The sequence below is a fragment of the Maribacter sp. 2-571 genome (assembly GCF_050589625.1).
Taxonomy (GTDB): Bacteria; Bacteroidota; Bacteroidia; order Flavobacteriales; family Flavobacteriaceae; genus Pelagihabitans.
In genome coordinates this window covers 1-23420 of record NZ_JBNGOP010000017.1, presented here as the reverse complement: position 1 = coordinate 23420, position 23420 = coordinate 1, and the positions used below count along the sequence as shown (strand labels likewise).

General features: G+C 45.2%; 16 protein-coding genes. 7 read left to right on the top strand and 9 right to left on the bottom strand.

The features are described 5' to 3' along the window. The first annotated feature begins 264 nt into the window (after positions 1-264). From ACRD7P_RS13080 to ACRD7P_RS13070, 3 genes are all read left to right on the top strand, one after another. A complete protein-coding gene (locus ACRD7P_RS13080; protein ID WP_430908076.1) occupies positions 265-1749 on the top strand; it encodes a xylulokinase in 1485 nt (494 codons plus the stop codon). A gap of 16 nt (positions 1750-1765) precedes the next feature. After that, entirely contained in the window at positions 1766-3091 is a 1326-nt protein-coding gene (gene xylA, locus ACRD7P_RS13075; protein WP_430908075.1) for a xylose isomerase, read from the top strand. A gap of 366 nt (positions 3092-3457) precedes the next feature. Beyond that, positions 3458-4615, top strand: a complete 1158-nt coding sequence (locus tag ACRD7P_RS13070; RefSeq protein WP_430908074.1) for a formylglycine-generating enzyme family protein — start codon at positions 3458-3460, stop codon at positions 4613-4615. Positions 4616-4729: 114 nt separating this feature from the next. Here ACRD7P_RS13070 and ACRD7P_RS13065 read toward each other — a convergent pair whose 3' ends face one another. Beyond that, a complete protein-coding gene (locus ACRD7P_RS13065; protein ID WP_430908073.1) occupies positions 4730-5428 on the bottom strand; it encodes a LytR/AlgR family response regulator transcription factor in 699 nt (232 codons plus the stop codon). A gap of 337 nt (positions 5429-5765) precedes the next feature. On the opposite strand from ACRD7P_RS13065, the gene trxB reads away from it, so the two are divergent. Continuing rightward, positions 5766-6731, top strand: a complete 966-nt coding sequence (gene trxB, locus ACRD7P_RS13060) for a thioredoxin-disulfide reductase (protein ID WP_430908072.1) — start codon at positions 5766-5768, stop codon at positions 6729-6731. A gap of 159 nt (positions 6732-6890) precedes the next feature. On the opposite strand, the gene ACRD7P_RS13055 is transcribed toward trxB, so the two are convergent. The 3 genes from ACRD7P_RS13055 to ACRD7P_RS13045 all read right to left on the bottom strand — a co-directional run bounded on the left by ACRD7P_RS13055 (position 6891) and on the right by ACRD7P_RS13045 (position 12192). After that, positions 6891-7934 (bottom strand): aminotransferase class I/II-fold pyridoxal phosphate-dependent enzyme, encoded by a 1044-nt coding sequence (locus ACRD7P_RS13055; protein ID WP_430908071.1) that lies wholly within the window; start codon positions 7932-7934, stop codon positions 6891-6893. After that, positions 7931-8944: a dipeptide epimerase gene (locus tag ACRD7P_RS13050; protein WP_430908070.1), complete on the bottom strand. Its 1014-nt coding sequence runs from the start codon at positions 8942-8944 to the stop codon at positions 7931-7933. Before ACRD7P_RS13050 ends, ACRD7P_RS13055 begins: the two co-directional genes overlap by 4 nt. Positions 8945-9084: 140 nt before the next feature. Next, complete coding sequence (locus ACRD7P_RS13045; RefSeq protein WP_430908069.1) at positions 9085-12192, bottom strand: two-component regulator propeller domain-containing protein; 3108 nt, start codon at positions 12190-12192, stop codon at positions 9085-9087. A gap of 316 nt (positions 12193-12508) precedes the next feature. On the opposite strand from ACRD7P_RS13045, the gene ACRD7P_RS13040 reads away from it, so the two are divergent. Next, positions 12509-16849 (top strand): LamG-like jellyroll fold domain-containing protein, encoded by a 4341-nt coding sequence (locus ACRD7P_RS13040; protein WP_430908068.1) that lies wholly within the window; start codon positions 12509-12511, stop codon positions 16847-16849. Between the two features lie 107 nt (positions 16850-16956). Here the strand turns inward: ACRD7P_RS13040 and ACRD7P_RS13035 are convergent, their stop codons facing one another. The 5 genes from ACRD7P_RS13035 to ACRD7P_RS13015 all read right to left on the bottom strand — a co-directional run bounded on the left by ACRD7P_RS13035 (position 16957) and on the right by ACRD7P_RS13015 (position 21460). Continuing rightward, the gene (locus tag ACRD7P_RS13035) at positions 16957-17697 is read right to left on the bottom strand and encodes a head GIN domain-containing protein (protein WP_430908067.1); all 741 of its coding nucleotides are present in this window, start codon (positions 17695-17697) and stop codon (positions 16957-16959) included. Between the two features lie 374 nt (positions 17698-18071). Further along, positions 18072-19868: a PspC domain-containing protein gene (locus tag ACRD7P_RS13030; RefSeq protein WP_430908066.1), complete on the bottom strand. Its 1797-nt coding sequence runs from the start codon at positions 19866-19868 to the stop codon at positions 18072-18074. 61 nt (positions 19869-19929) lie between these two features. Next, positions 19930-20259 (bottom strand): PadR family transcriptional regulator, encoded by a 330-nt coding sequence (locus ACRD7P_RS13025; RefSeq protein WP_430908149.1) that lies wholly within the window; start codon positions 20257-20259, stop codon positions 19930-19932. Between the two features lie 203 nt (positions 20260-20462). Further along, on the bottom strand, positions 20463-20978 hold the full coding sequence (locus ACRD7P_RS13020) for a nuclear transport factor 2 family protein (RefSeq protein WP_430908065.1): 516 nt from the start codon (positions 20976-20978) through the stop codon (positions 20463-20465). Continuing rightward, a complete protein-coding gene (locus ACRD7P_RS13015; protein ID WP_430908064.1) occupies positions 20978-21460 on the bottom strand; it encodes a DUF4870 domain-containing protein in 483 nt (160 codons plus the stop codon). Before ACRD7P_RS13015 ends, ACRD7P_RS13020 begins: the two co-directional genes overlap by 1 nt. A 314-nt stretch (positions 21461-21774) precedes the next feature. On the opposite strand from ACRD7P_RS13015, the gene ACRD7P_RS13010 reads away from it, so the two are divergent. Continuing rightward, on the top strand, positions 21775-22236 hold the full coding sequence (locus ACRD7P_RS13010; protein ID WP_430908063.1) for a DUF4442 domain-containing protein: 462 nt from the start codon (positions 21775-21777) through the stop codon (positions 22234-22236). A gap of 85 nt (positions 22237-22321) precedes the next feature. Beyond that, positions 22322-23119 carry a TIGR00266 family protein gene (locus ACRD7P_RS13005; protein WP_430908062.1) on the top strand — a complete coding sequence of 266 codons (798 nt, stop codon included), beginning with the start codon at positions 22322-22324 and terminating at the stop codon, positions 23117-23119. Positions 23120-23420: the final 301 nt, after the last annotated feature.

Here is a 23420-nt window from a genome sequence, read left to right as displayed (position 1 = left end):
CTTCCATTTTTCCCATGAAGCAAGAATCTCGGATAGCGCGCATTTTTTTTGATTAAAAAAATATGGACCGATCGTTCAAATCGTTTGTGAAAATGGCGCTTGGCCCAACTCAATTTTAATGAACAATGCGTTAATATTGTCAGCTTCATAAATCTGCTATAAAAGTAAGCGTCCCTTTTTATATATTTAAGGCTGCTTAATCGATTGGGTTGTGGGATGTAGTCACACTTTTTGATTTACGGGAATAAATTTGAAAGAAAGCGAATGTATTATCTTGGATTGGATATTGGAAGTTCCTCTATAAAAGTGGCATTGGTAGCCGTGGCAACGGGTAAAAGTATCGACGTGGTGCAGGAACCTGAAACGGAAATGGGGATGATCGCCCTTAAAAACGGCTGGGCGGAACAAGACCCGGAACGCTGGTGGAAACACGTATGCCGTGCCATAGCCAGACTTCAAAAAGAACACCAGGTAAAGGCGAACGAAATTACGGGCATCGGAATTTCCTATCAAATGCACGGTCTGGTGGTAGTCGATGCGCAAGGAGCGGTATTACGGCCGTCTATCATCTGGTGCGATAGTAGGGCGGTAAGCATCGGGGATGAAGCGTTCGAGGCCATAGGTCCGGAGCAGTGCAGTACACGTCTTCTGAATTCACCCGCAAATTTTACGGCCTCCAAACTCAAATGGGTAAAGGATAATGAACCGGAGCTGTATGCCAAGATCCATAAGTTTATGTTGCCCGGGGATTATATTGCGTATAAATTGTCAGGAACCATCAATACTACCATTTCGGGGCTTTCTGAGGGTATGTTATGGGATTTTGAAAAGGGATCGGTAGCACAACTTTTGTTGGATCATTACGGCATTGATGCCGCACTGGTGCCCGATATCGTACCAACCTTCGGCAAGCAATCTACGGTAAACGCAACAGGTGCTTCCGAATCCGGTCTTTCTGAAGGAACCGCAATTTTTTATAGGGCCGGAGATCAACCGAACAATGCACTTTCATTAAACGTATTCCAACCGGGTGAAGTTGCCGCCACTGGCGGTACCTCGGGAGTTGTTTACGCGGTAACGGATAGCCTGTCCTCCAAAGAAAGCGCAAGGGTGAACAACTTTGCGCATGTCAATTATACCCAAAATGGTGCTCCCCGGATCGGAAAATTACTTTGTATCAACGGAGCGGGCATACAATACCGATGGTTGTTGAACAATCTGTCGGTAGAGTCCTATAAAGAAATGAACGATTTGGCCGATACGGTCCCGATCGGTTCCGATGGGGTCTGCATGATTCCCTTCGGAAATGGTGCCGAACGCATGTTGAACAATAGCGAGGTCGGCTCCCATGTACTGCACATGAACCTGAACAACCATAACAAGGCCCATTTGTGCCGAGCGGCATTGGAAGGTATCGCCTTTTCCTTTGTTTATGGCATGGAAATCATGAAATCCGACGGCATTACCGTAAACGTTATGCGCGTAGGGAACGATAATCTGTTTCGTTCTGAAATTTTTGCCATAACCGTTGCCACATTGATCGGATACGAAATCGAGCTTTACAACACCACCGGCGCCATAGGGGCGGCAAGAGCGGCCGGACTCCACCAAGGGGATTTCGATAAATTTGGGGAGTATGTTATGAATAACGATTATATTACCACTTTCGCCCCTTCCGAAACACAACAACCGTATCGGGAGGCCTATGCGCTATGGAAAAACGAGTTAACAACTATCATCAATAAATAATAAATAGGAATACATTATGGTCATCACAGGAGACAAAGAATACTTTAAGGGTATCGGTGAAATAAAATACGAAGGAAAAGAATCGGACAATCCGTTGGCGTTCAAATATTACGATGCCAACAAGGTAGTAGCGGGGAAGACCATGAGCGAACATTTTAAGTTTGCCATTGCCTATTGGCATACCTTCTGCGGACAAGGTGCCGACCCGTTCGGACCGGGCACGCAAAATTTTGCTTGGGACCAAGCATCCGACCCCGTACAGGCAGCAAAGGACAAGGCGGATGCCGCTTTTGAATTTATCGGAAAAATGGGTTTCGATTACTTCTGTTTTCACGATTTCGACTTGGTACAGGAAGCGGATAGCTTTGCCGAATCCGAAAAGCGCTTGGCAACGATCACCGATTACATAAAGGATAAAAAAGAAGCATCTGGAATTAAGCTCTTGTGGGGAACCGCCAATTGCTTTTCCAATCCCAGATATATGAACGGTGCCGCCACCAATCCTGATTTTAAGGTGCTTGCACGTGCCGGAGGGCAAATAAAGTTGGCCTTGGATGCGACTATAGCCTTGGGTGGCGAGAATTACGTGTTCTGGGGCGGAAGAGAAGGATACATGTCCTTATTGAATACCGATTTGGGAAGGGAACTGGATCATATGGGCCGTTTTCTTACTATGGCCAGGGACTATGCCAGGGGGCAAGGTTTTACCGGAACGTTCTTTATCGAACCCAAACCGATGGAGCCCATGAAGCATCAGTACGATTTTGATTGTGCCACCGCAATCGGGTTTTTGAAGGAGTACGGCCTGGAAAAAGATTTTAAAATGAATATCGAGGTAAACCATGCTACCCTTGCACAGCATACGTTCCAACATGAGATTGCCGTTGCCGCTAAAGCGGGAATGTTGGGCAGTATGGATGCCAATAGGGGCGATTACCAAAACGGTTGGGATACCGATCAATTTCCGAACAACGTTTTGGAGCTGACCGAGGCGATGCTGGTATTTTTGGAAGCTGGCGGACTACAGGGCGGAGGAGTCAATTTTGACGCAAAAATCAGAAGGAACTCTACCGATATGGACGACGTTTTCCATGCGCACATCGGAGGTGCCGATACCTTTGCACGGGCCTTGCTGGCAGCCGATAAGATCATTTCCTCCTCCTCGTACGAGACCTTGCGTAAAAAGCGATACGCCTCGTTCGATTCCGGTAAAGGGAAAGACTTTGAAAATGGTGCTCTGGAATTGAACGATCTTTATGCCATTGCCGCTGAGCAAGGGGAACCATCTTTGGAGAGCGGTAAGCAAGAATTGTTCGAAAACATTGTGAACCAATACATCTAGACGCATTTTAATTTTGACTCGATAATCGAGATTTAAAATGCTTCGACGCTTGCGTCGAAATCAATGTTAATTTTCGTTCTAATACCTCGTGGGCTTGCCCCGAGGTTGTTTACGTGTAGGGTCGCCCCGATGCTAACAGAAAAGTTTAAAATACGTTTTATGATAACCGGCCCACTTTTTAAAAGGTGGGCCGGTTTTTTATGTGGATGTTCTGCACAAAGGAACACCAGAAATGGTATACGAACAAATCAGAAACGATGAAGAGGATATTTGATTTTGTAAATAAACATAGTTTTGGGACATTCCTTTTCATGGGAACTAAAAAATAGCGTTTAACTTTAGCGAAAATACCAGAGATTCTAAAATATGAAGGTTTTTACCAAATTGTTTTTACTGATTGCAATAGGCAGCAGTATAACGGGCTGCCAAGAAAAAAGTAAAAAAAGTACAGAATCGATTGCTACGGAGGACACCTCAAAAAAAACGGAGCAGGGATTATCGCCGGAGACGATAAATAGCCCTTTATTGGTAGATAGGCCAAAGGACCTAAAAGCTCCGGAGGGGATGGTATGGATTCCGGGAGGTACGTTTTTACAGGGAGCGGTACCCGGCGATCGCATGGCGATGCAACATGAGAAGCCTGCAGCGAAAGTAAAGGTAGATGGGTTTTTTATGGATGTTTCCGAGGTGACCAATGCCGATTTTAAAAAATTTGTAGCGGCTACGGATTACATAACTATCGCCGAACGTGAAATCGATTGGGAAGAAATGAAGTCCCAACTTCCAGAAGGAACACCAAAACCGCATGACAGTATTATGCAGCCCGGCTCTTTGACCTTCAAAAAAACAAAGACCGTACCTCCCAACTTATATGACTTTTCGCAATGGTGGCGTTGGACCATAGGCGCCAACTGGAAACACCCTAACGGTCCGGGAAGTTCCATTGTGGGCAAAGATTTGGAACCGGTGGTGCATATCGCCTATGAAGATGCGTTGGCGTATTGTAATTGGGCCGGAAGGCGGCTACCTACCGAAGCGGAATGGGAGCGTGCCGCTCGTGGCGATAAAAAAGGAATGCCGTTTACCTGGGGAGATGATATTGCGATGCTAGGGAAGATGGCGAATACCTGGGAGGGGGAATTTCCGGTAGCCAATACCAAAGAAGATGGTTTTGAGGGTAGGGCAGCGGTAAAGTCGTATCGCCCGAATGATTTTGGCTTGTACGATATGGCCGGAAATGTTTGGGAGTGGACCAGTGATTGGTACAACAGTTCCTACTATGCCGATTTGGCAAAAACGGATAAAGCGGCGCCCCTAAACCCCAATGGCGCTTCCCAACCTTTTAATGAAAGAGATCCCTATGCTCGCGAACGGGTCATAAAAGGGGGGTCTTTTCTCTGTAGCGATTCGTATTGTGCCAATTATCGTATTTCTGCCCGAATGGGTACCAGTCTCGATTCGGCACAGGAGCATTTGGGTTTTCGCACGGTGGTTACAGCGGAGATGTTACGTAGCGCTCAATAAAAGCCCGGTTTTGGGACAATCATGCCCAACCCACTTTTGAAGGACTCTTGTAAAGCGATATTTTTTAAAGGAGTAGGCGCAAGATGGTTACTGAGATAAATGAAACGGTCCGTTTCAAATGGAATCGGTAAGCGCTTTTTCAAGTTCCGCTTTTCGCAAGCGGCTCATCGGAATACGTTGCTCCCCAATTTCCACGTAAGTACTGGAGAATTTTTCAATTTTTTCTACATTGACCGAATACGATTTATGGATCCTTAAAAATTGGGACGGCAGTTTCTTTAGAAAGGCCTTCATCGTGGAAAGCACTAATATTTTTTGTTCCGCGGTAACGATTTTTACATAATCACCTAGGGCTTCGATCCATTTGATTTGATCGACGATTACCTTCTTCTTTTGTAGATTGCTGTTTACAAAAATATAATCTTGCGATTGGTTTTCGCCGCGTTGGTAGTGATAGTTTGTAACCGCCCTATGGATAGCGGTATCAAAACGCTCCGGTGTAATGGGTTTTTGGAGGTAGTCGGTAACATCGTACTCAAAGGCCCGCAAAGCGTAATCGGGCTTTCCCGATATGATGATGATCTGTGGACGGCGTTCCAAGGCATCCAAGAAATCGAAACCATTGATTACCGGCATTTCAATATCCAACAGAATAAGGTCGATATTGTTGTTCTGGATTCCTTCACGTGCGGCAACCCCGTTCGCATAGGCAGATTCCAATGACAAATGGGGATTTTTTTCTACTAATTTAGAGATGACTTTGAGCTGCATCCCTGAATCATCGATGATGACGGTCTTTAAAATTGTGTTCACGGTTTACGTTTTTCGTAACAATACTTTGCAGGTCTAATTTGGGGCCCACTACTCAAAGGTAAGAGCGATATTAGCATATTTTATCAAAAAAAGGTAAGATTCTTCTAAAAATTAACACATTCCTAAGGGTTAATAAGAATTTTCTGATTTTTACGATAAAGTCACTGCCTTAAAATTTAGTTTCGGGAATCTTTTTTGAAAGTTTTAGTGGAAAAAGGAGACAAATGAAATTGAAGTGCCACTCAGAATTGGCAAAGAACGATAATAACTTTTAATAAGTAGGAAGTAAGGTTTTTTCAAAAAAAACTACTTTTGTTCTACAAAATAATTTAAGGATATGTCAGCGCAAATCGAACGAATTAAAACATTGATCATAGGATCCGGTCCAGCAGGATATACCGCTGCAATTTATGCGGCCAGGGCCGATTTGAAGCCTGTGGTATATACCGGTATGGAACCGGGCGGTCAGCTTACCACCACAACCGAAGTGGATAACTTTCCGGGCTATCCGGAGGGCATCGACGGCCCCAGCATGATGGTGCAGCTACAACAACAGGCAGAACGTTTCGGTACCGAAGTACGTATCGGAATGATTACCGCAATTACCTTGAGCGATGAGGTAGGCGGAATTCATGTGGCAACTGTCGATAACGATAAAACCATAGAGGCCGAAACGGTAATCATAAGCACAGGGGCCTCGGCACGTTACCTGAATATTCCCAGTGAGCAACGCTTGCGGGGAGGCGGTGTTTCGGCATGTGCCGTTTGCGACGGTTTTTTCTATAAGGGACAGGATGTAGCCATTGTCGGTGGAGGTGATACTGCGGCCGAAGAAGCATCGTACTTGGCCAATATTTGTAATAAGGTGACCATGTTGGTCCGTAAAGATCATATGCGCGCCTCCAAGGCCATGCAGCATCGCGTGACCAGTCTACCAAACGTTGACCTTCGCTACAATACCGAGGTTGACGAGGTTTTGGGAGACCAAGTTGTGGAAGGGCTACGTATGGTGAACAACCAAACCGGTGAAAAAGAGGATATCGCCATTACAGGTCTCTTTATCGCTATCGGACATACTCCGAATACCGATATCTTCAAAGGGCAGTTAGATATGGATGATACGGGATATCTCATTACAAAAGGGAAATCCACAAAAACCAACAGACCGGGAGTATTTGCTTGTGGCGATTCTCAGGACAAGGAGTATCGACAGGCCATTACCGCTGCCGGAACGGGCTGTATGGCCGCTTTGGATGCCGAGCGTTACCTTGCGACCATAGAAACACCGGAAGAGGTGGCCTAATGTACACCGCTATCGTAGTTGTAAAATAGGCAACCTTCAAGTTAGATTACAAATAAGGCCGAACGTTTAGCGCGTTCGGCCTTTTATTTTGAATAGGGTCGAAAACATAAGGCGGGTCTTTTTTGGGTGCCACAACGCCCCTGTAATGGACCGTTGTTTCTACAAACTATTGATTCCTTCGATCAGGGCATGGATATCCGCTTTGGTATGCCCCGCACTGAGTACGATCCGGTTCATTAAAGCAGCGCTACCTTCGGGATAGTTAAAACTTGTGGTGATGATCTGTCGACTCCGTAAATGATCGGTAAGTACTTTTCCCGTATAGCTAAAGGCAGGATGTTGCGGCATGCTCGCAAACCTTTCGGGGCAGTCGAGTTTGGAACGGAAAAGGGCAATGTGCTCTTGAAGAACCGTTCTTTTGTGTGCATAGATATTTTCGGCTTCCAACAGCGTAGCGAGTGCCGCCGGTGCGCATGGACTGGCCCCTCCATAAAAAGCGGAATTTTGAATTGCCGCGATTCGTTTTTTCGACCCAAAAATCGCACCGGCCTGAATGCCGAAACCTTTTCCCAAAGAGCCGCACACCATTAGCTCCTTGGGGCCAAACCCCCGAACGGTTTTATATACCCCGCTTCCGTGTTCGCCCACGATTCCCAGGCCATGGGAATCGTCTATGACGACGATGAGCTCCTTTAAGGGGAGTTCCCGTAATCCCAAGAAATCCGGATAGTTTTCCCCGAAAAAATCGATGGCATCCAAAAACAGTACGGGAGCGCGTTCCGGGCTTGTTTTCAAATGGTGTTCCAGTCGTAAACGTAGTTCGGGGTAGGAGGTAGCTCTAGATACCGTATCGGACAGCAAAGCCGAATGGGTACCCGGCGCATAGAACGGGCAATAACGCTTGGCACTCAATTGGTGTGCGAGCAACTGTCCCACCAAATACCCTGAGGACATGGTCAGACAAGCCTCACTTCCGACGAGTGCGGCCAGATAATTTTCGGCTTCATCGAACACGTTGAGCCGTATATTGGATTTTCTGGAAGCTCCGTAATTGGTACCGTGGATTCTAATGTTTTTAATGAAAAGATCTTGAAAGCTGCGGTCCATTTGTAGGCCCAAATAAGCGGTACCCCCAAAATAGCGGTACGCCACATCGTTGATCGGCAGTTGCCTGCCCGGAAAGGAGTCGATATAATACGTCATTGGAACAGCGTTACACCGCTTCCACCGATTTCGGGAAAACGTACTTTTCCGTCGGGCAGTAGTTGCACACCATTGGCAATGTCCTTTTTTAAGAGCATGGCACCATCCATATCTACATAATCCAACTGTGGGAGCAATTGGGCTATGGCCGATATGCCCACAGTAGATTCCGTCATACAGCCGACCATTACTTGAAGTCCTAACGATTTTCCATGGGCGATCATGCGAAGCGCCGGGGTAAGGCCGCCACATTTGGTAAGCTTGATGTTGATGCCGTTAAAATGAAGGCTGCATTGGGCGACATCTGCCTCCACGATACAACTTTCATCCGCTATAACCGGCAATACACTATGGTGGGCAACATACTCCATTCCTTCCCAATCGTCCGCTTTTAAAGGTTGTTCCAAAAATTCGACACCCAATGTTTTCAAGACTTCGGCATTACGGACCGTTTCCGCTGCCGACCAGGCGCAATTGGCGTCGATGCGAAAAATAGCGTCGGTATGGGACCGTAATTCCTTGACAATGGCCACATCGTCAGCTGTTCCCAATTTTATCTTGTAAATGGGCCAAGGGGTCTCTTTCATTTTTTCCACCATTTTCGGAATAGTGTCTATACCAATGGTGTAGTTGCTAATAGGATATTGGGAGGAATCCGTTCCCCAAAGGACATGTAGGGGCGTTTCCTTAAGTTTGCCGAAAAGGTCATGTGCGGCAAGGTCCAATGCACAAATAGCGAAATTGCTCAGGCCTTTACCGGTTAAAAAGGCATGCAGCACTTTGGGGTCGTTCCATTCGAACGCTTCCAACTCCGCTTGTATGGCCCCGATTTCCTTCATCATGCTTTCCACGGTTATGGCGTAGTATGGATTTGCCGTGGCTTCCCCATAGCCCGTTTGTCCGTTATGGCTCAGGGAAACGATCAACGAATCCTGGAAGTCATGGGATTCTCGGGAAATACTGAAGGTATGCTTTAATGGGAGAACATACTTTTTAAGATGCACCTTCATAAACTTATTTTTTGCCTAAGATAAAGTGCTTCCCGGAATTTAATGGAAACAAAGAAGGTTTTTTTAGCAATTTGTACAAGCCCTTTAAAGGTAACGAGCACGTTTTATGATCGGTTCTGTATGATGGATGGGCCATCGATTTAGGTTTGCGCAAAGGCTCTGGGAGATTTTCCAAAGATTTTTTTAAAATCCCTACTAAAGTTAGAAGGCGAGGAGTAACCGAGCCCATACGCAGTTTGGCTAATATTTGATTTTCCTGAACGGAGGTCCTCTACTGATTTTTCCATGCGTACCCGTAATATAAATTCTCCCGGGGAATAGTTCGTGAGGCTTTTTAATTTGCGGTAGAGTTTTGATTTTGACATGCCAAGGGCCGTTCCCAAAGTTTCATGGTTAAAGCCTTTGTCCGAACTATTTTTTAGAATCAACGATTTACATTTCGCTATAAACGCAAGTTCGGCCGGTCGCAGGCCATCCGTAATTTTGGTCAAAGATTCTTCTTTATCGGTTTGCCCGAACTGCCCAAAAATGGTCTCCGCCCCGGTCAGTTCAGCGTACTTAGGCTTTCTGGAAGGTTTTGGTTTGCCATGGTATAGGAAAACACCGCTAACGGCAAGTATAAAAACGCCTCCCCAAAACCATAAAGTTCCATAAAAGGGAGGTTTAACAATTACTTCAAGGGCGTTGCCATTTCCCTCCCAAAGGGCTCCATTTTTTTGTTCTAGCAGAAAAGTATAGTTCCCTGGTGGAATACCTGTATATCGTGCGGTATTATTTGGGTAATCGGTGAATTTCCAATTGGTGTCATAGCCTTTGAGACGATAGCGAAATCGGGTCTTTTCAGGTTGCGCGTAATGCATTGATGCAAAGCTTATTGCAATATTGTTTTGCGCGTGATTTAGGGTAACCTTTCTTGTAAGCCCCAGGGTTGTTTGCATCCCATCCCCTGAGGTAACCGAAAGTTCATGATTGTCTACCAAAAAAGAGGTCAGGGCCAACCGAGGGCGGTGGTAGTTTTGCCCGATACTGTCGGGATGAAACATGCTAATCCCGTTCGGACCCCCGAACAATAAGTGCCCATCATCGCTAAGATGACCTGATTTTTCATTAAAGTCATAGTTGCCCAAACCATCGGAATAATGATAATTGGTCGCCGACCGTTCTTTGACGTTAAAATTGGAAACGCCGGCTATGGTCGAAATCCACAAGTTGCCATGTTTTTCCTTTAAAATATATTGCAAGTTTGATGACGGCAAGCCGTTCTGGTCGTTGTAGGTTGTTATGGTTCCGTTTTTTTTATGGTATTCCAACAATCCATCTCTTCCGGTGCCCAACCACAATACATCCTGATCGGAGTCACTCTTTACAATTGAATTGATTTCACTGTTGTGTAATACCTCATGGGCGGCTATTCCCGGAAAATTATCGATAAACCGCTGTTCTTTTTTTGAAAACAATACCAGTCCTGCCTCTCGAGTGCCTAACCATAGATACCCATCTTCATCGTCGTGTATGGAAAGTACCCAATTGTATTGCAATGCCTCCTTTCCTTCCCTTGGTTTCGGCATAAAATAACGGAACTCGTCCGTTCTCAAATCCAACTTGGTCAATCCTTCGGAAGAACTGCCTATCCATAAAATATCCGGGTCATCCTTATCTTGGTAGATTTCCCGAACACTCCAACATCGTGCGGATTTCGGATTTTGGGGGTCAAAGGTATAATTGGTAAAACGTTTGGTCCGAATATCGAATTTGGAGAGTAAGCCTTCCCAAAAGCCGACCCAAAAGACTTGTTCATTGGGATCGAAACAGCGAATGGTTCCCGCAAATTGTGATGGCATGCCTGAAGAATTTTCCGGTGCCGCATTAAAATTTTCCCATTTTTTGGTCAAGGGGTCATAAAGATCTAATCCGGATTGTCCGCCGGCCAGTATGCGACCATCTTTTAAGCGGTATACCCCGTACACATCCTTGGAAGTTATACTGTGCGGGTCGGATGGTTTGTTGGTGAAAGTTCGAAACCTTTTGCGTTGCAAGTTCACTTTTAAAAGCCCTTTGTCCACAGTTGAAACCCAAAGAACGTCATCATTATCGGTATAGGCTGCGATAACATCCGATGCGTTGGAAATGCTAAGGGAGGAATTGGAATTATGTAGCAACGAATCGATACGTTGACCTTCATAATCGAATCGAAATATTCCGGGAACGTTAATCCCGGGGTAAAACCAAGGGTTTCCATGATGATCGAAGGAGACGGGAGAAAAGTTTTTGGAAACATTTTTCAATTGAAAATTGTGGTTTTCAAAAAAAGAGTGCGTTTGTGTTCGTCTTGCATCTAATGGTTTTTCGACTCTCAGGACTGCCTCGGTGGTCGTAATCCAGAGTTCCTCCTTAAAGGGGTGTACCTTGATCGTACTGATGCTGGGTGTTCTTGGAACTGTTTTTCCATTGATCAACGGTACAAATACAAGCGTGTCGGTCAGCGTATCGAGTTTGAAAAGCCCATTTTCACCACCAGCCCATAAGGTCCCTTTACTATCTGTGACCAAGGTGTTGATTTTTCCGAGTTCCCGCTTTTTACCATTAACAACGAAAAAGCGAACTTGTTGAAGTTTTTGGAGTTTTTTGGAACGTTGATATAAGCCATTTTCTGTGGCGATCCATACAGTTCCCCGTTTATCTTCAAAAACGTCCAGTACCGCTAAACGGTCACTTCCAAAACCCCCTAAAATTGTTTCAAAACCATTTTCTGGACCTCGGAACAACTGCAGTCCGTTATCGGAACAAACGTAAACAGATTCACTTTCCGTAACAACAACCTTGGTAGTTTGATTGGTAAGAAGACCACCGACCTTCTTAGGGTGATAATCATAGTGCTCAAATTGTTCCCTTGCATAATTGAAATGCCCTATTCCCTTTGCAGTGTAGAGAAGCCAAAAGTTCCCATTTTTATCGGGTATGATCTGTTCGATGGGACCAACGATTTTTTTTTGCCGATCTGTGGTCCTCGGGGAATAGCTTTTGAATTGGATACCATCGAACCGTTGAAGCCCATATTCCCCGGCAAACCACATAAACCCCAAAGAATCCTGATGAATTGCATTTACATTTGGGTGCTTCAGCTTTAGGGAATGTTCAACAGGGACCACTTTGAAATCGGAATTAATATGCTGTCCGTAAATCAAAGCGTTCCCAATTGCCAGGAAAAACAACTGCAAAAACAAAGAGATAAGGTGCGAGGGTTTCAAAATCAAAAGGTTTGGTTCTTTATATGTACGTGTGCAGCAGGTTTTTTAGATTTCGGAGGATACTGGTTTAGGGGGTGCATCCCTTGGCGAGCGATTCCAGATCAAGGAGATAAAAAGCATGTTTTAGGGGCTTTTTGTCATAGCTACCATATTCGTTGGCACGAGAATGGATAATTGGGAACACTTGAATGTATTTTGGGAATATTTGACAACTTTTTATCCTCCAAGGGCCCTAATTTAGGGGTTCTTTCAAATCCTTTGAGAATGTTCGGGATTTTACGGATAGCCCCATTTAATAATCTTAAAAGCAACTTCCATGAAAAAACCATCTTCCTCTTTTTTATCGTTTATGGGTACCATTACCCTTAGTTTTATGTTTCTTTTTTGCCCCCGGGCGGCTACCGGACAAGAGTCCCCCGATCTGGTAGCCGTGGTACCCATAACAGATAAAATTTTATCACTGGAAATAGATGAAGGGCAAATTGATTATTGGGGGGTTGGGCAAACACAGGAGGACAACATCACCTATGTTGGTCCTTTAGACCTTGTTAAGACGGGAAATACGGCGAACTATCAAATTAGCAGTTCTGACGACGCCAACTACCAAAACCCCCAAAACCCGATATACATCGGTAGAAAGTCAAAAGCAACGGAATATAATAATCAATGGCATCCGGTACCTTATGTATGGGGGCACCAGTTGTACCTACAGCTTCCGTCCGCTTTGCGGCAGGGTAGTACGTATACGTTGAACGTTGAGAATTTGGTCGGCAACCTGAAGGAGATCACCTTTGTTTATGATGTTGATCGGTTGCGTTCCGAAACGGTACACGTTAACATGATCGGTTTCCCAAGAAACGGCCAAAAGTTTGCATACCTCTCGCAGTGGATGGGCAATTTCGATAACGGTCCCCATCAAAAAGGAGGGCTCGATCTGGACGACAAGCTGGGCAACGAATTTCGGATACTTGAGTATCGTACTGGAGAAACGGTTTTTAGTGGAACCATTGAAAAGCGCGCCGATAAAACACTAGTGGAGAACGAAAATCAAGCGTATGGGCCAGAAAATAATTATTCGCACGCCGATGTTTGGCAATGCGATTTTACTGCGTTCAATAGTGTTGGGGAGTATATTGTGGCGGTCGAGGGAATCGGATGTTCGTATCCCTTTGAAATAAATGATGACATCAATAAGGAAACCTTTTATTACGCAATGAAAGGACTGTTTTGGCAACGACAAGGTATTGTAAAGGAAATGGAAAACGGCAAAATAATGCCAAGGGACCACCACCCGGATGATATTGTTTGGCGCTACGATAAGGATTGGGAGGGTAGCGAAACTACAAATGCCACTTTCAATACCGGTTCGCCACAGGTAAAAAACATATGGGGACACTACCATGATGCCGGGGATTGGGATGCTTACATTTCGCATGCAAAGACACCGATGTCGCTATTATTGTTGTACGATCTGTATCCGGGCCGATTTTATGACGGGGAGGTAGATAATCGCTACAAGTTGGATGCCAACGATCCGCAATGGATCGATGAGGGTACAAACGGGGTTCCCGATCTGTTGGATGAAGCATCGTGGTTGATCAAATATTATCGCAGGGCGAGAACGGTACTACAACGGGATTATGGAGGAACCGGGGGCGTTCCAGGATACACCGGCCGTGATGGGATAGAAGGTGGCGATGGTATCGTGGCCTGGACGGATTTCAGGGATTGGTATGTATCTGCGGAAAACACCGAACAAACCTTTCTGTATGCCGGTTTGGCATCGTGGTACGCGGTATGCTTAAATAAATTACACCAATTGACCGGTTCTGGCAACCACCCGGAGTTTGACGAATGGGTAAGGGAGGCAAATGAAGCGTATGCCTGGGCGAATGCACGGGGCAATTTAAATAATGAAGAACGTCGTGCGAGGGGCTTTGCTGCGGGCAATCTATTTCGCGCAACCGGTAATAGCACATATCAGGATACTTTTCGAACTTATCGCGATTGGGAGCCCGATAGTTCCTATGGCGAGTGGTCCGGTCCAAACTCGTATGACATGGTTATCGCGAGTTATGCATTGATACCACAGACCTTTAATGATTTGGATGTAGCCTTGCAAAACGATATCAAAACTGAAATCCGATCTAAGGCGACCGATCTAAAGGTCGACCGTTCCCAGATCAATGCTTTTCGCAATGGAATGGAAAATTATCAATCCTTTGAATTGGGACCGTTTACAACACCCCGTATGACATTGGTTGCGGTGGCACACCGACTTACGGGAGATGAAAAATACCTGAACACCGTTCAAAACGCTGCAAATTACGTATTGGGCGGTAATCAATTGAACCTTACCTACTTGTCCGGATTGGGAGAACGGGACGATAAGTGGGTGTTTAATCCCAATGGATGGTTGGTCAACGACTACAATAGTAAAGTGTATTATAATGAGGCCAACATTGGGTATACCTCCTATTTTGGTGCAATGAACTTTTGGTTTACCGATTCGGTCTTTTCAGAATTCTTTGCAAGGGGAGGCTCCTTCCCACAAGCGAATGATACGCCAAACGTATGGCCTGAGGCCGAATCTAAATTTTATAATAAGTTCAGCATACAAGGTGGCGAATATACCATCCACCAACAGAACAATTATATGATCTATACCATGGGCTTTTTAAAAGCTTCTTCAAATGCCTCTGGCAATCGGTATACGTTAAACCCCAGACCAACGCTTGTATTGAACCTTTCCGAAGGGCAGAATTTTTCAAAGAACGGATGCGAACTTTCGGTATCTGCATCTGCCGATACCAGAGTAATCAAATACTATTATGAATGGCATTACATCGGGGAAAGCCGGGACGCCCAAAATAATTTTGCCTTGACGTGGCAACCTGCTCTTGATGTCGGTACCGAAGTATTGATTACCGCTGTGGCTTATGACGACAGGGGAAGAATATCGCTCCCAACCCCAGCGGGGGAAAAAAATGTTGTGATATCGGATTTGGGTTGTAACAACGCCATCGTACTCGACGTGACCGTTAATGGCACTGAAGGATCGGTTACCAAAGATCCGGATAAAGCGAGTTATGAACTTGGCGAATCGGTAGTGTTGACCGCAATACCAAATGATGGATATGCATTTGACCAATGGTCAGGGGCCATCGACACAACTGAAAACCCGATTACGATCACCATGGACGGCTCAAAGTCCATTACCGCTTCTTTTGCTCAAACGGGGGTGAGTTGTTCGAATACCGGAACAATTTTGGTGGAACGCTTCGAGGGTATTTTAGGAACCGCAATTTCCGACCTGACCAATTCGGTCAAGTACCCTGATAATCCCGATACCACGTACAGTGCGACCAGCTTTGAGGCGGAAACCGATGTGTTGGACGAATATGGGCTGCGCATGCGAGGACATCTTTGTCCTCCGGTTTCCGGTAACTATCGTTTCTGGGTCGCTGGCGATGATCATGTGGCATTGTGGTTGGGAACGGGCGAGGATCCGAATTCGGCCAACAGAATAGCTTACCATACGTCTTGGACAGGACCCCGCGACTGGAATGTTTTTACAACACAAAGATCGGCGCAGATCCAATTGGAGGCCGGTAAAAAATATTATATAGAAGCGCTTATGAAAGAGGGATACGGGTTGGACAATCTTGCCGTAGGCTGGTCGAAACCTGGAGAACCGACATCGGAACCATCGGAAGTAATCCCGGGAAGTTCCCTTATTCCCTATGTAGCAGGGAACGAAACCCCCAAATTGTTACACCATTGGGAGTTCGACAATTCTCCCGAGGATATCGTAGGGGATAAGGATGCCAGTTTGGTGAATGGTGCGGTGTATGCCGATCAGTCCTCTGTTGGTAGTGCCTCACTGGATTTATCGGTTTCGGACCGTGCGATGGCCGAGCTTGGAACCATTGTGCTTCCCGATACGTTTACCATAACCATGTGGGCCTTTAATAACGGGGAGCAAGAGCATCAGAATTGGTTGTTGGGCAACAATGATTCGGGCGCGGAAACCGGATTTAACTTTTTTGTAAATTCTTGGGATACTACCGACGGTACTATTGCATTTCAGACCCAAGGCGAGAACAATAGTGATTTTACCAAATCCGCGGCAGGGGCTTTTCCGTTCGATCAATGGAATTTGGTGGCCCTTACCGTTTCCAATGGGGAATATGTAATATACGTAAATGGCGTTTCCGTCCACACTGGTACAGTATCCGCAGGTACCCGATTTGATAGGACATTGTTTCTGGGTGCCATGGGCAACGGGAATAGTTGGAATACGTGGAGTGGCCGTATCGATGAGGTGAAACTATATGCACGCTTACTTTCTGTTGGCGAGTTATCCGGTAAAAGCAGCGGACCAACGGCCGTTGAACAAAAAAATGGCCTTTCCCGAACCGGTATTACACTGTATCCCAATCCAGCCAAGGAAATGGTACGAATACAGTTGGATGGGGGCAGTAGCTCCTTGTTCACGGAAATTAAGGTGTACAACATGATCGGTCAAGAATTGCATCGAGCCAAGGGAGTGGATGGAAGTTACGATTTAAACGTGGCCAAATATCCCAGTGGTATGTATTTTGTACGTATTCTTCAAGGGGATACGGAATCCTTAAAAAAGTTTGTTGTTGAGTAGTGTTACTTCCTGTTTATAAAAAGGGCTTTCGGTATTTCCGAAAGCCCTTTTTTGGTATTCATTTCCAACTGCTTGGTGAAATTGCGGAAGGAGGCTGCGAGTTTTTTTTAATCGCGATGTACGATACTTCCCGAAATATTTTTTTGCCCTTCAAAAGAAGCGTTTCCGTAGTAGGAAATGTTGCCACCGCTACTGGCATTGGCAACGAGCGCTTCCGTAACATAGATCTTAAGGTTTGCTCCGCTGCTGGCCTCGGCCTCGCAGGTATTCGATTCAAAATCTTTTGCATTGACGTTACTTCCGCTACTGATATCAAAATCGGCCTGATCGGTAGTTCCTACGATTTCAAGGTTGGCGCCGCTACTGGCATCTACCTCCACATCGTCGGCATCCAAATCGATAAATAGGTTGGCACCGCTACTGGCATCTATTTCGATACGGTCGCCCACAATGGTATTCTTGGTTTTTAAATGTGCACCGCTCGAACTTTTTAAGGCACTGACATCCGGTAACGATACGTAAACGTTTTTCGTGGCGCGGCCTATATTTTTACGGGCATGTACCTTTAGTCTCCCATTGCTGATATCGGTTCCGATCAACTCCAAAATATTCTCGTCGGCCTCCACTTCAATTTTAAATTCATCGGCTTGGGTAACATATACCATAAGACCTTCTTGAGCGGTTATCTCCGTAAAATCCTCGGAGACCGATCGCGATTCCGTAGTTACCGAACCGTTTCCTTTGGTGCCGCTTCCCCAGCTCTCCCCATTGATTTTAATGTCAAAACCACAAGAAGAAAGAAAAAGGGACAATAAAAGGGCAATCGTTAATTTAATTAGTGTTGTCATGATGTTTGTTTTTTGCAACATTCCCACTTGCCTGGAATGTGACGGTTGATGATTGTTTTTTAACTGATGTAAAGATGCAAGTTAGGCAACATGTTTTTTAATATATGATACCGAATTGTCAAATAAAGGGGATGAACTGTAAGTCGCCACGTTAAAATCTATATTTGCTACTACAGTTTCTTTAAACCCGCTTTATGCATTAGAAAATCTATTACAGCTTCCAGCTACTTCAAACTATGGTGCTGCGCTACATTTTTAAATGTAACCGTAGCCCCGAAACTTCGGGGCTATGCTTACATTCATAAAATGTCATATTTTATCGTAGCTAAAAGCTTCATTACGAAGTTCTAATGCATAATCCGGGTTAAAAGTGGCTATTGGGAGTCGTTGTCATTATTGACATCGATATCCATACCTTCTTCATTAATGATTACTTTGTCGATGTTGTTGCCGTTCTTGTCCTTCGCCCGAATATTCACGCCATCTTCATCGATTTTCATTTTAAAGGATTCCCCATCCTCATCTTGAAAATTGATGTCGATACCATCTTCGTTGATGATGATACGGCCATCTTCCATTTCGTTGTCATCATCGTCATCTTCGGGGCATTCCTGACATTTGAGCCTACCATCGTAGCCCATCATCCATAGGTTGTCCTCAATACGCCGGTTGGTGTCGGTATTGGCCCTTACCCTCCAGTTAGCCCTTCCCATAGGGGCTTCCAATTTTAGAAATCGCCCTTGGGGTATATAAATATCGACCCGTACTTGCTGGCCTTTGAACTTAAATTGCTCCGTTGCGGTCAAAAAACTGTCGAAGCGCAGCTCATTTCCGATTACCTCGTAATCATAGTTAATGGTGCTGGCCGTTTCCCGTGCCTCGGATACGGATGCGCCATTGGCCTCTTTCCGTATTTGGATATGCACCATGCTATCCCGTGATTTCCGTATCCTGAAACGAAGGTCGTCCGATAGCAGTATGGCGTCTCCCTCGTCAGTGTAGGTTTTTACAAGGTCGTCCATTCGTATCTGTTCCCTTTTGTCCCACAGGTCAGTTGAGGTCAAACTCAAGCGTAGCGTGTCCGAAGCGGGTAGGGTATAGCTGTTTTCGGTTTTAACGGTACCCTCGAAGGCATGGGAGGCCGCCTCGCGAACACCCATGACCACTAAAGAGATTACCGATAGCAACCATAGGCCCAATAGGGAAAATTTGGCGATGTTCCCGATCGATTTAAGATTGGTTACCAGAATTTTTAGCCCTAGATATAACAGAAAGAAAAACGGGATGCCCACTGCAAAAAATAACAACAGGGACAATAGCCATACCGGCGATTGGGTAACGTCGGCCATTATGCTATCGACACCGGGCAAATGGATCCAATCCAAGGTACCCACGGTCAGCATACCGATGAACATACCGATGATCACGGAAGCTCCCGTTACGATAAGTATGATGCCGATGAACTTACCGAATATTTTGAACAAGAACATGATGATGTCGCCCAGGGTATCAAAAAACGTTTTTCCACTATTTTTTACCCTGTTGCCGACCTTGTCATAGTCGACACTTTTAATTTTTTCGGTAACATCATCAAAACCTTCCTTTACTTTTCGCTCGATATTACTGATGTTAACGGCTTCGCCCCGCATGTCCAATTTTTGGGCCGTGGTAGCGGCTTCCGGAATCAGGATCCACAATAGGCCGTACAATAATATGAAACCGCCTCCCGATCCTACCGTAAGCAATATCCACAATAGGCGTACCCATAAGGGGTCGATACCGAGGTAATGGGCCAGTCCGGAGGAAACCCCCGCAACATATTTTTGTTCGGTGTCCCGATACAGTTTTTTTACCCTATTGGGCGCGCTTTGGGCAGATTGTTTGGGATTGTCGTCAAAAATATCTTCATCGACCATGTAATCTTCGGGCTGTCCCATGATGGTAATAACCTCGTCTACTTCTTTTTGCGTGATTACCTGTCGTTCGTTTTCCAATTTTTCATGAAAAAGTTCGGCGATCCGTGCTTCAATATCGGCCAAGATCTCGTCGCTACCGGGCGTATTGGCGAACGAACGCCGTACGGATTCCAAATAGCGCCTCATTTTGTTGTAGGCATCCTCATCGATATGAAAGAGGATGTTGGCTAGATTAATATTTACTGTCTTGTTCATTTTCTGATTGTTTTATGCACCGTATCGTTATGGGATAGCGATCGGCGTTTTTTGTTGATGGTTATTTGTTTTGCGTTACCAAATTGGTCGCGTTCCGCAGTTCGTCCCATGTGGTATCCAGCTCTTTTAGAAACATTTTTCCTGTTTCGGTAAGGGTGTAATATTTCCGAGGAGGGCCCGAAGTGGACTCTTCCCAACGATAATTGAGCAGGCCGGCATTTTTTAACCTGGTAAGCAAAGGGTAAATGGTTCCCTCCACTACCAGCATTTTGGCATCTTTTAGCGTGCTCAGGATTTCCGAGGCATACTTATCCTTTCCGTTCAGAATGGAAAGGATACAATACTCCAGCACTCCTTTGCGCATTTGTGCCTTTGTGTTTTCTACATTCATAATTTCTTTTTGCTTTTGACGCAGTTCCGATCTCTTCGGTCGCTCTTGCTTTTCTTTCGAGAATGATGTCTGCATGGTTAACGGTTCGTTTTTTGATGTGCCCGTGCGTCGCCTTAACGGCGCTGTTCGAGCGGGTCGCTTAGCGACCCAAATACTGATGATTGATGAATAAACTCCTAGGTAACGGGTGTGATGAGTACCCTTTATTGTTGCGGTCGGTATTGATGGTCATAACTGAGTTCCCGTTTTACCTTCCATATATTGTCTTCCTTTATCCACACATGGGTAAACTTGGCGATATCGCCCTTTACATAGGTATTGTTTTCGTCCAGCGATTCAAAGCGGTGTACACCATGTTGTATGGCCCCATAGAGCACATCTTTCTTATATAAGGGGTACACCTCCAAGCTGTTCGTAATCAAGATCCTTTTGGACGCTTGCGGTTTTGAGGCATCCCGTTTTTCGCAGTTTTCACGCATGGGTCCCAGAAACATGGCCCTACCTTCCGACAGGCCGCCCTTGTCGTGATAAAATTCAAAGTCTTCCGTGAAAATGCCTTCCAAAGTCGCTACGTCGCAGGTATCGAAGGCGGCCTCGAACAAAATGCTGTCTTGCTGCATTAGGGTTTGGTACAATTCAGAATCCCTTGCCACTTGGGCGTCGACACTACCAATGGCCATTAAAAATATACCGGACAAAAAAGAAATGATGTGTTTCATTATTTGATGAATTTTACGGTTATGGGATAGGCAAAGGCCTGCCCCTCGTTGGTTCGGATAACGGCTAAAATAGTATATACGATATTGACGATCATAAGTGCGGCTTGTAACAGACCGCTGATCCCAAATGGAAGCCACCACCTGCCAAAACGAAAGTCATCGCTATCGAATCGGATGTTGAAACTGTTAAAGTTTTGTAGCCGGTCAAAACCCAGATGCCCAAAATCAAAAAGATCTGGGAGGACCCCTATAAAAAAGGGAATGCTGGCAAGACTGATGATGATGGAATAAAGCAGTAGGCTCAATTGAAAGTTCAATGCCTGCTTCCCGTTGTAATCCACAAACTCGTATTCCTTTTTATTTGCGGTCCATAGTACCAACGGAATAATAAAATTCCCGAACGGAATAAAGAATTTTGAGAAGGTTGACGCATGGATCAAGGCCGATAAATTTCGCTCGTGTTTTGATAAGGTATTGGTCATGGCATGTTATTTTCTTATGCAAATATATATCTAAACAAAGGTACTATGCAACACATAGTACTAAGAATTAACATTTAATTAACATTGTTGATGTCTGTTATTTTTGATACTTTTAACCCGGTTTATGCGTTAGAACTTCGTTATGAGGGTCGAAAATGCAATAAAACCGGATGTTCCCGGGTTTGGGCATAGCCCCGAAACTTCGGGGCTACGGTTAAACCCGGAAACATAGTAAAACGCCCGGTTTTGAAGCAGTTTCGCGCCGTAGTAGATTTTCTAATGCATAAAACGGGTTTAACCCAAACAAGCAATAAATGACGGTATCTCCGCGGAAATTCAACACCTTTTCTTTTTTTAAATTACCGGCTGCGTGGTGGTGCGGTGTACGTTTAAAATACATCGATAACAAGAAAGCTATCGTAACCGTAAGGCACCGATGGATCAATCAAAACCCCTTTAAGTCCATGTTTTGGGCGGTACAGGGTATGGCAGCGGAGTATGCCACCGGAGCCATGGTCACCGTTCAAATACGGACCTCCGGAAAACGGATATCGATGTTGGTGGCCAACAACAATGCGAACTTTTCCAAAAAGGCTACCGGAAAAATAACATTTACCTGCGAGGACGGCCACTTGATCAAGGAAGCATTGGACGCCACCATTGCAACAGGGGAGGGGCAAACCTTTTGGATGAAATCCGTTGGCGTAAACGAGGCCGGAATAACGGTTTCCACCTTTAACTTTGAATGGACGGTACGGTTGAAGGGCGAACGGTGAAGGTGCCTCCCAAATCTTTTGTAACAAAAGAGCGCATTCGCTTACCAACAGCTGTTACCTTAATAAAATTAAAAACGAACTTATTATGAACTCACACGAAATAGACTACGAGATATACGGGGAAGAAATGCAGTATGTCGAAATTGAACTGGACCCTCAGGAAGCGGTGGTCGCTGAGGCCGGTAGTTTTATGATGATGGACAACGATATTAAGATGGATACCATATTTGGCGATGGTTCCAATCAGGAAAAAGGGGTTTTGGGAAAAATTTTTTCCGCTGGAAAACGTATTCTCACCGGAGAGAGTCTGTTTATGACGGCCTTTTTGAACGTTGGGCAAAACAAAAGAAAGGTAAGCTTTGCCTCGCCATATCCCGGAAAAATTGTCCCGATCGACCTTTCTGAAAACCAAGGCAAGTTCGTTTGCCAAAAGGATGCCTTTTTATGTGCCGCAAAAGGGGTTGCGGTAGGAGTGGAATTTTCTAAAAAACTGGGAAGGGGACTCTTTGGTGGCGAAGGCTTTATCATGCAAAAATTGGAAGGGGACGGAATGGCATTCGTCCACGCGGGAGGTACCTTGGCACGTAAAGATTTGGCCATGGGGGAAACCCTTAAAGTGGATACCGGGTGTATTGTCGGTTTTACCCAGAACGTAGACTACGATATCGAATTTATCGGCGGTATTAAAAATACCATATTCGGAGGGGAAGGGCTGTTTTTTGCCACCTTAAGAGGTCCCGGTACGGTTTACATACAGTCGCTACCCTTTAGCCGATTGGCCGGAAGGGTTTTGGCGGCGCTTCCGCGAAGAGGGAACAGTAAAGGCGAAGGAAGTATTTTAGGAGGATTGGGAGATATTTTGGATGGAGACAATAGGTTTTGATTCTTTGGAAACAGGACGATTAATTGAGTGGTGAGTACCGAGTAGTGAGTACCGAGTAGTGAGTATTAAGTAGTTAGTACCGAGTTGTGAGTACCGAGTACCTAGTACTGAGTCGTGAGTATTTAATAGTTATTACCGAGTAGTAAGTACCGAGTAGTTAGTCAATAGTGTCCGGTTAATGTAATAGTAATCTTTGTAAAGACCTTAAAAATATACAAGTTACAGCCGTTCTTTGATTTTTTGATTTGAAATGTTCGTTTTTTGGTGGTAAACTAAAATATACTACCAATGAATCAGGGCA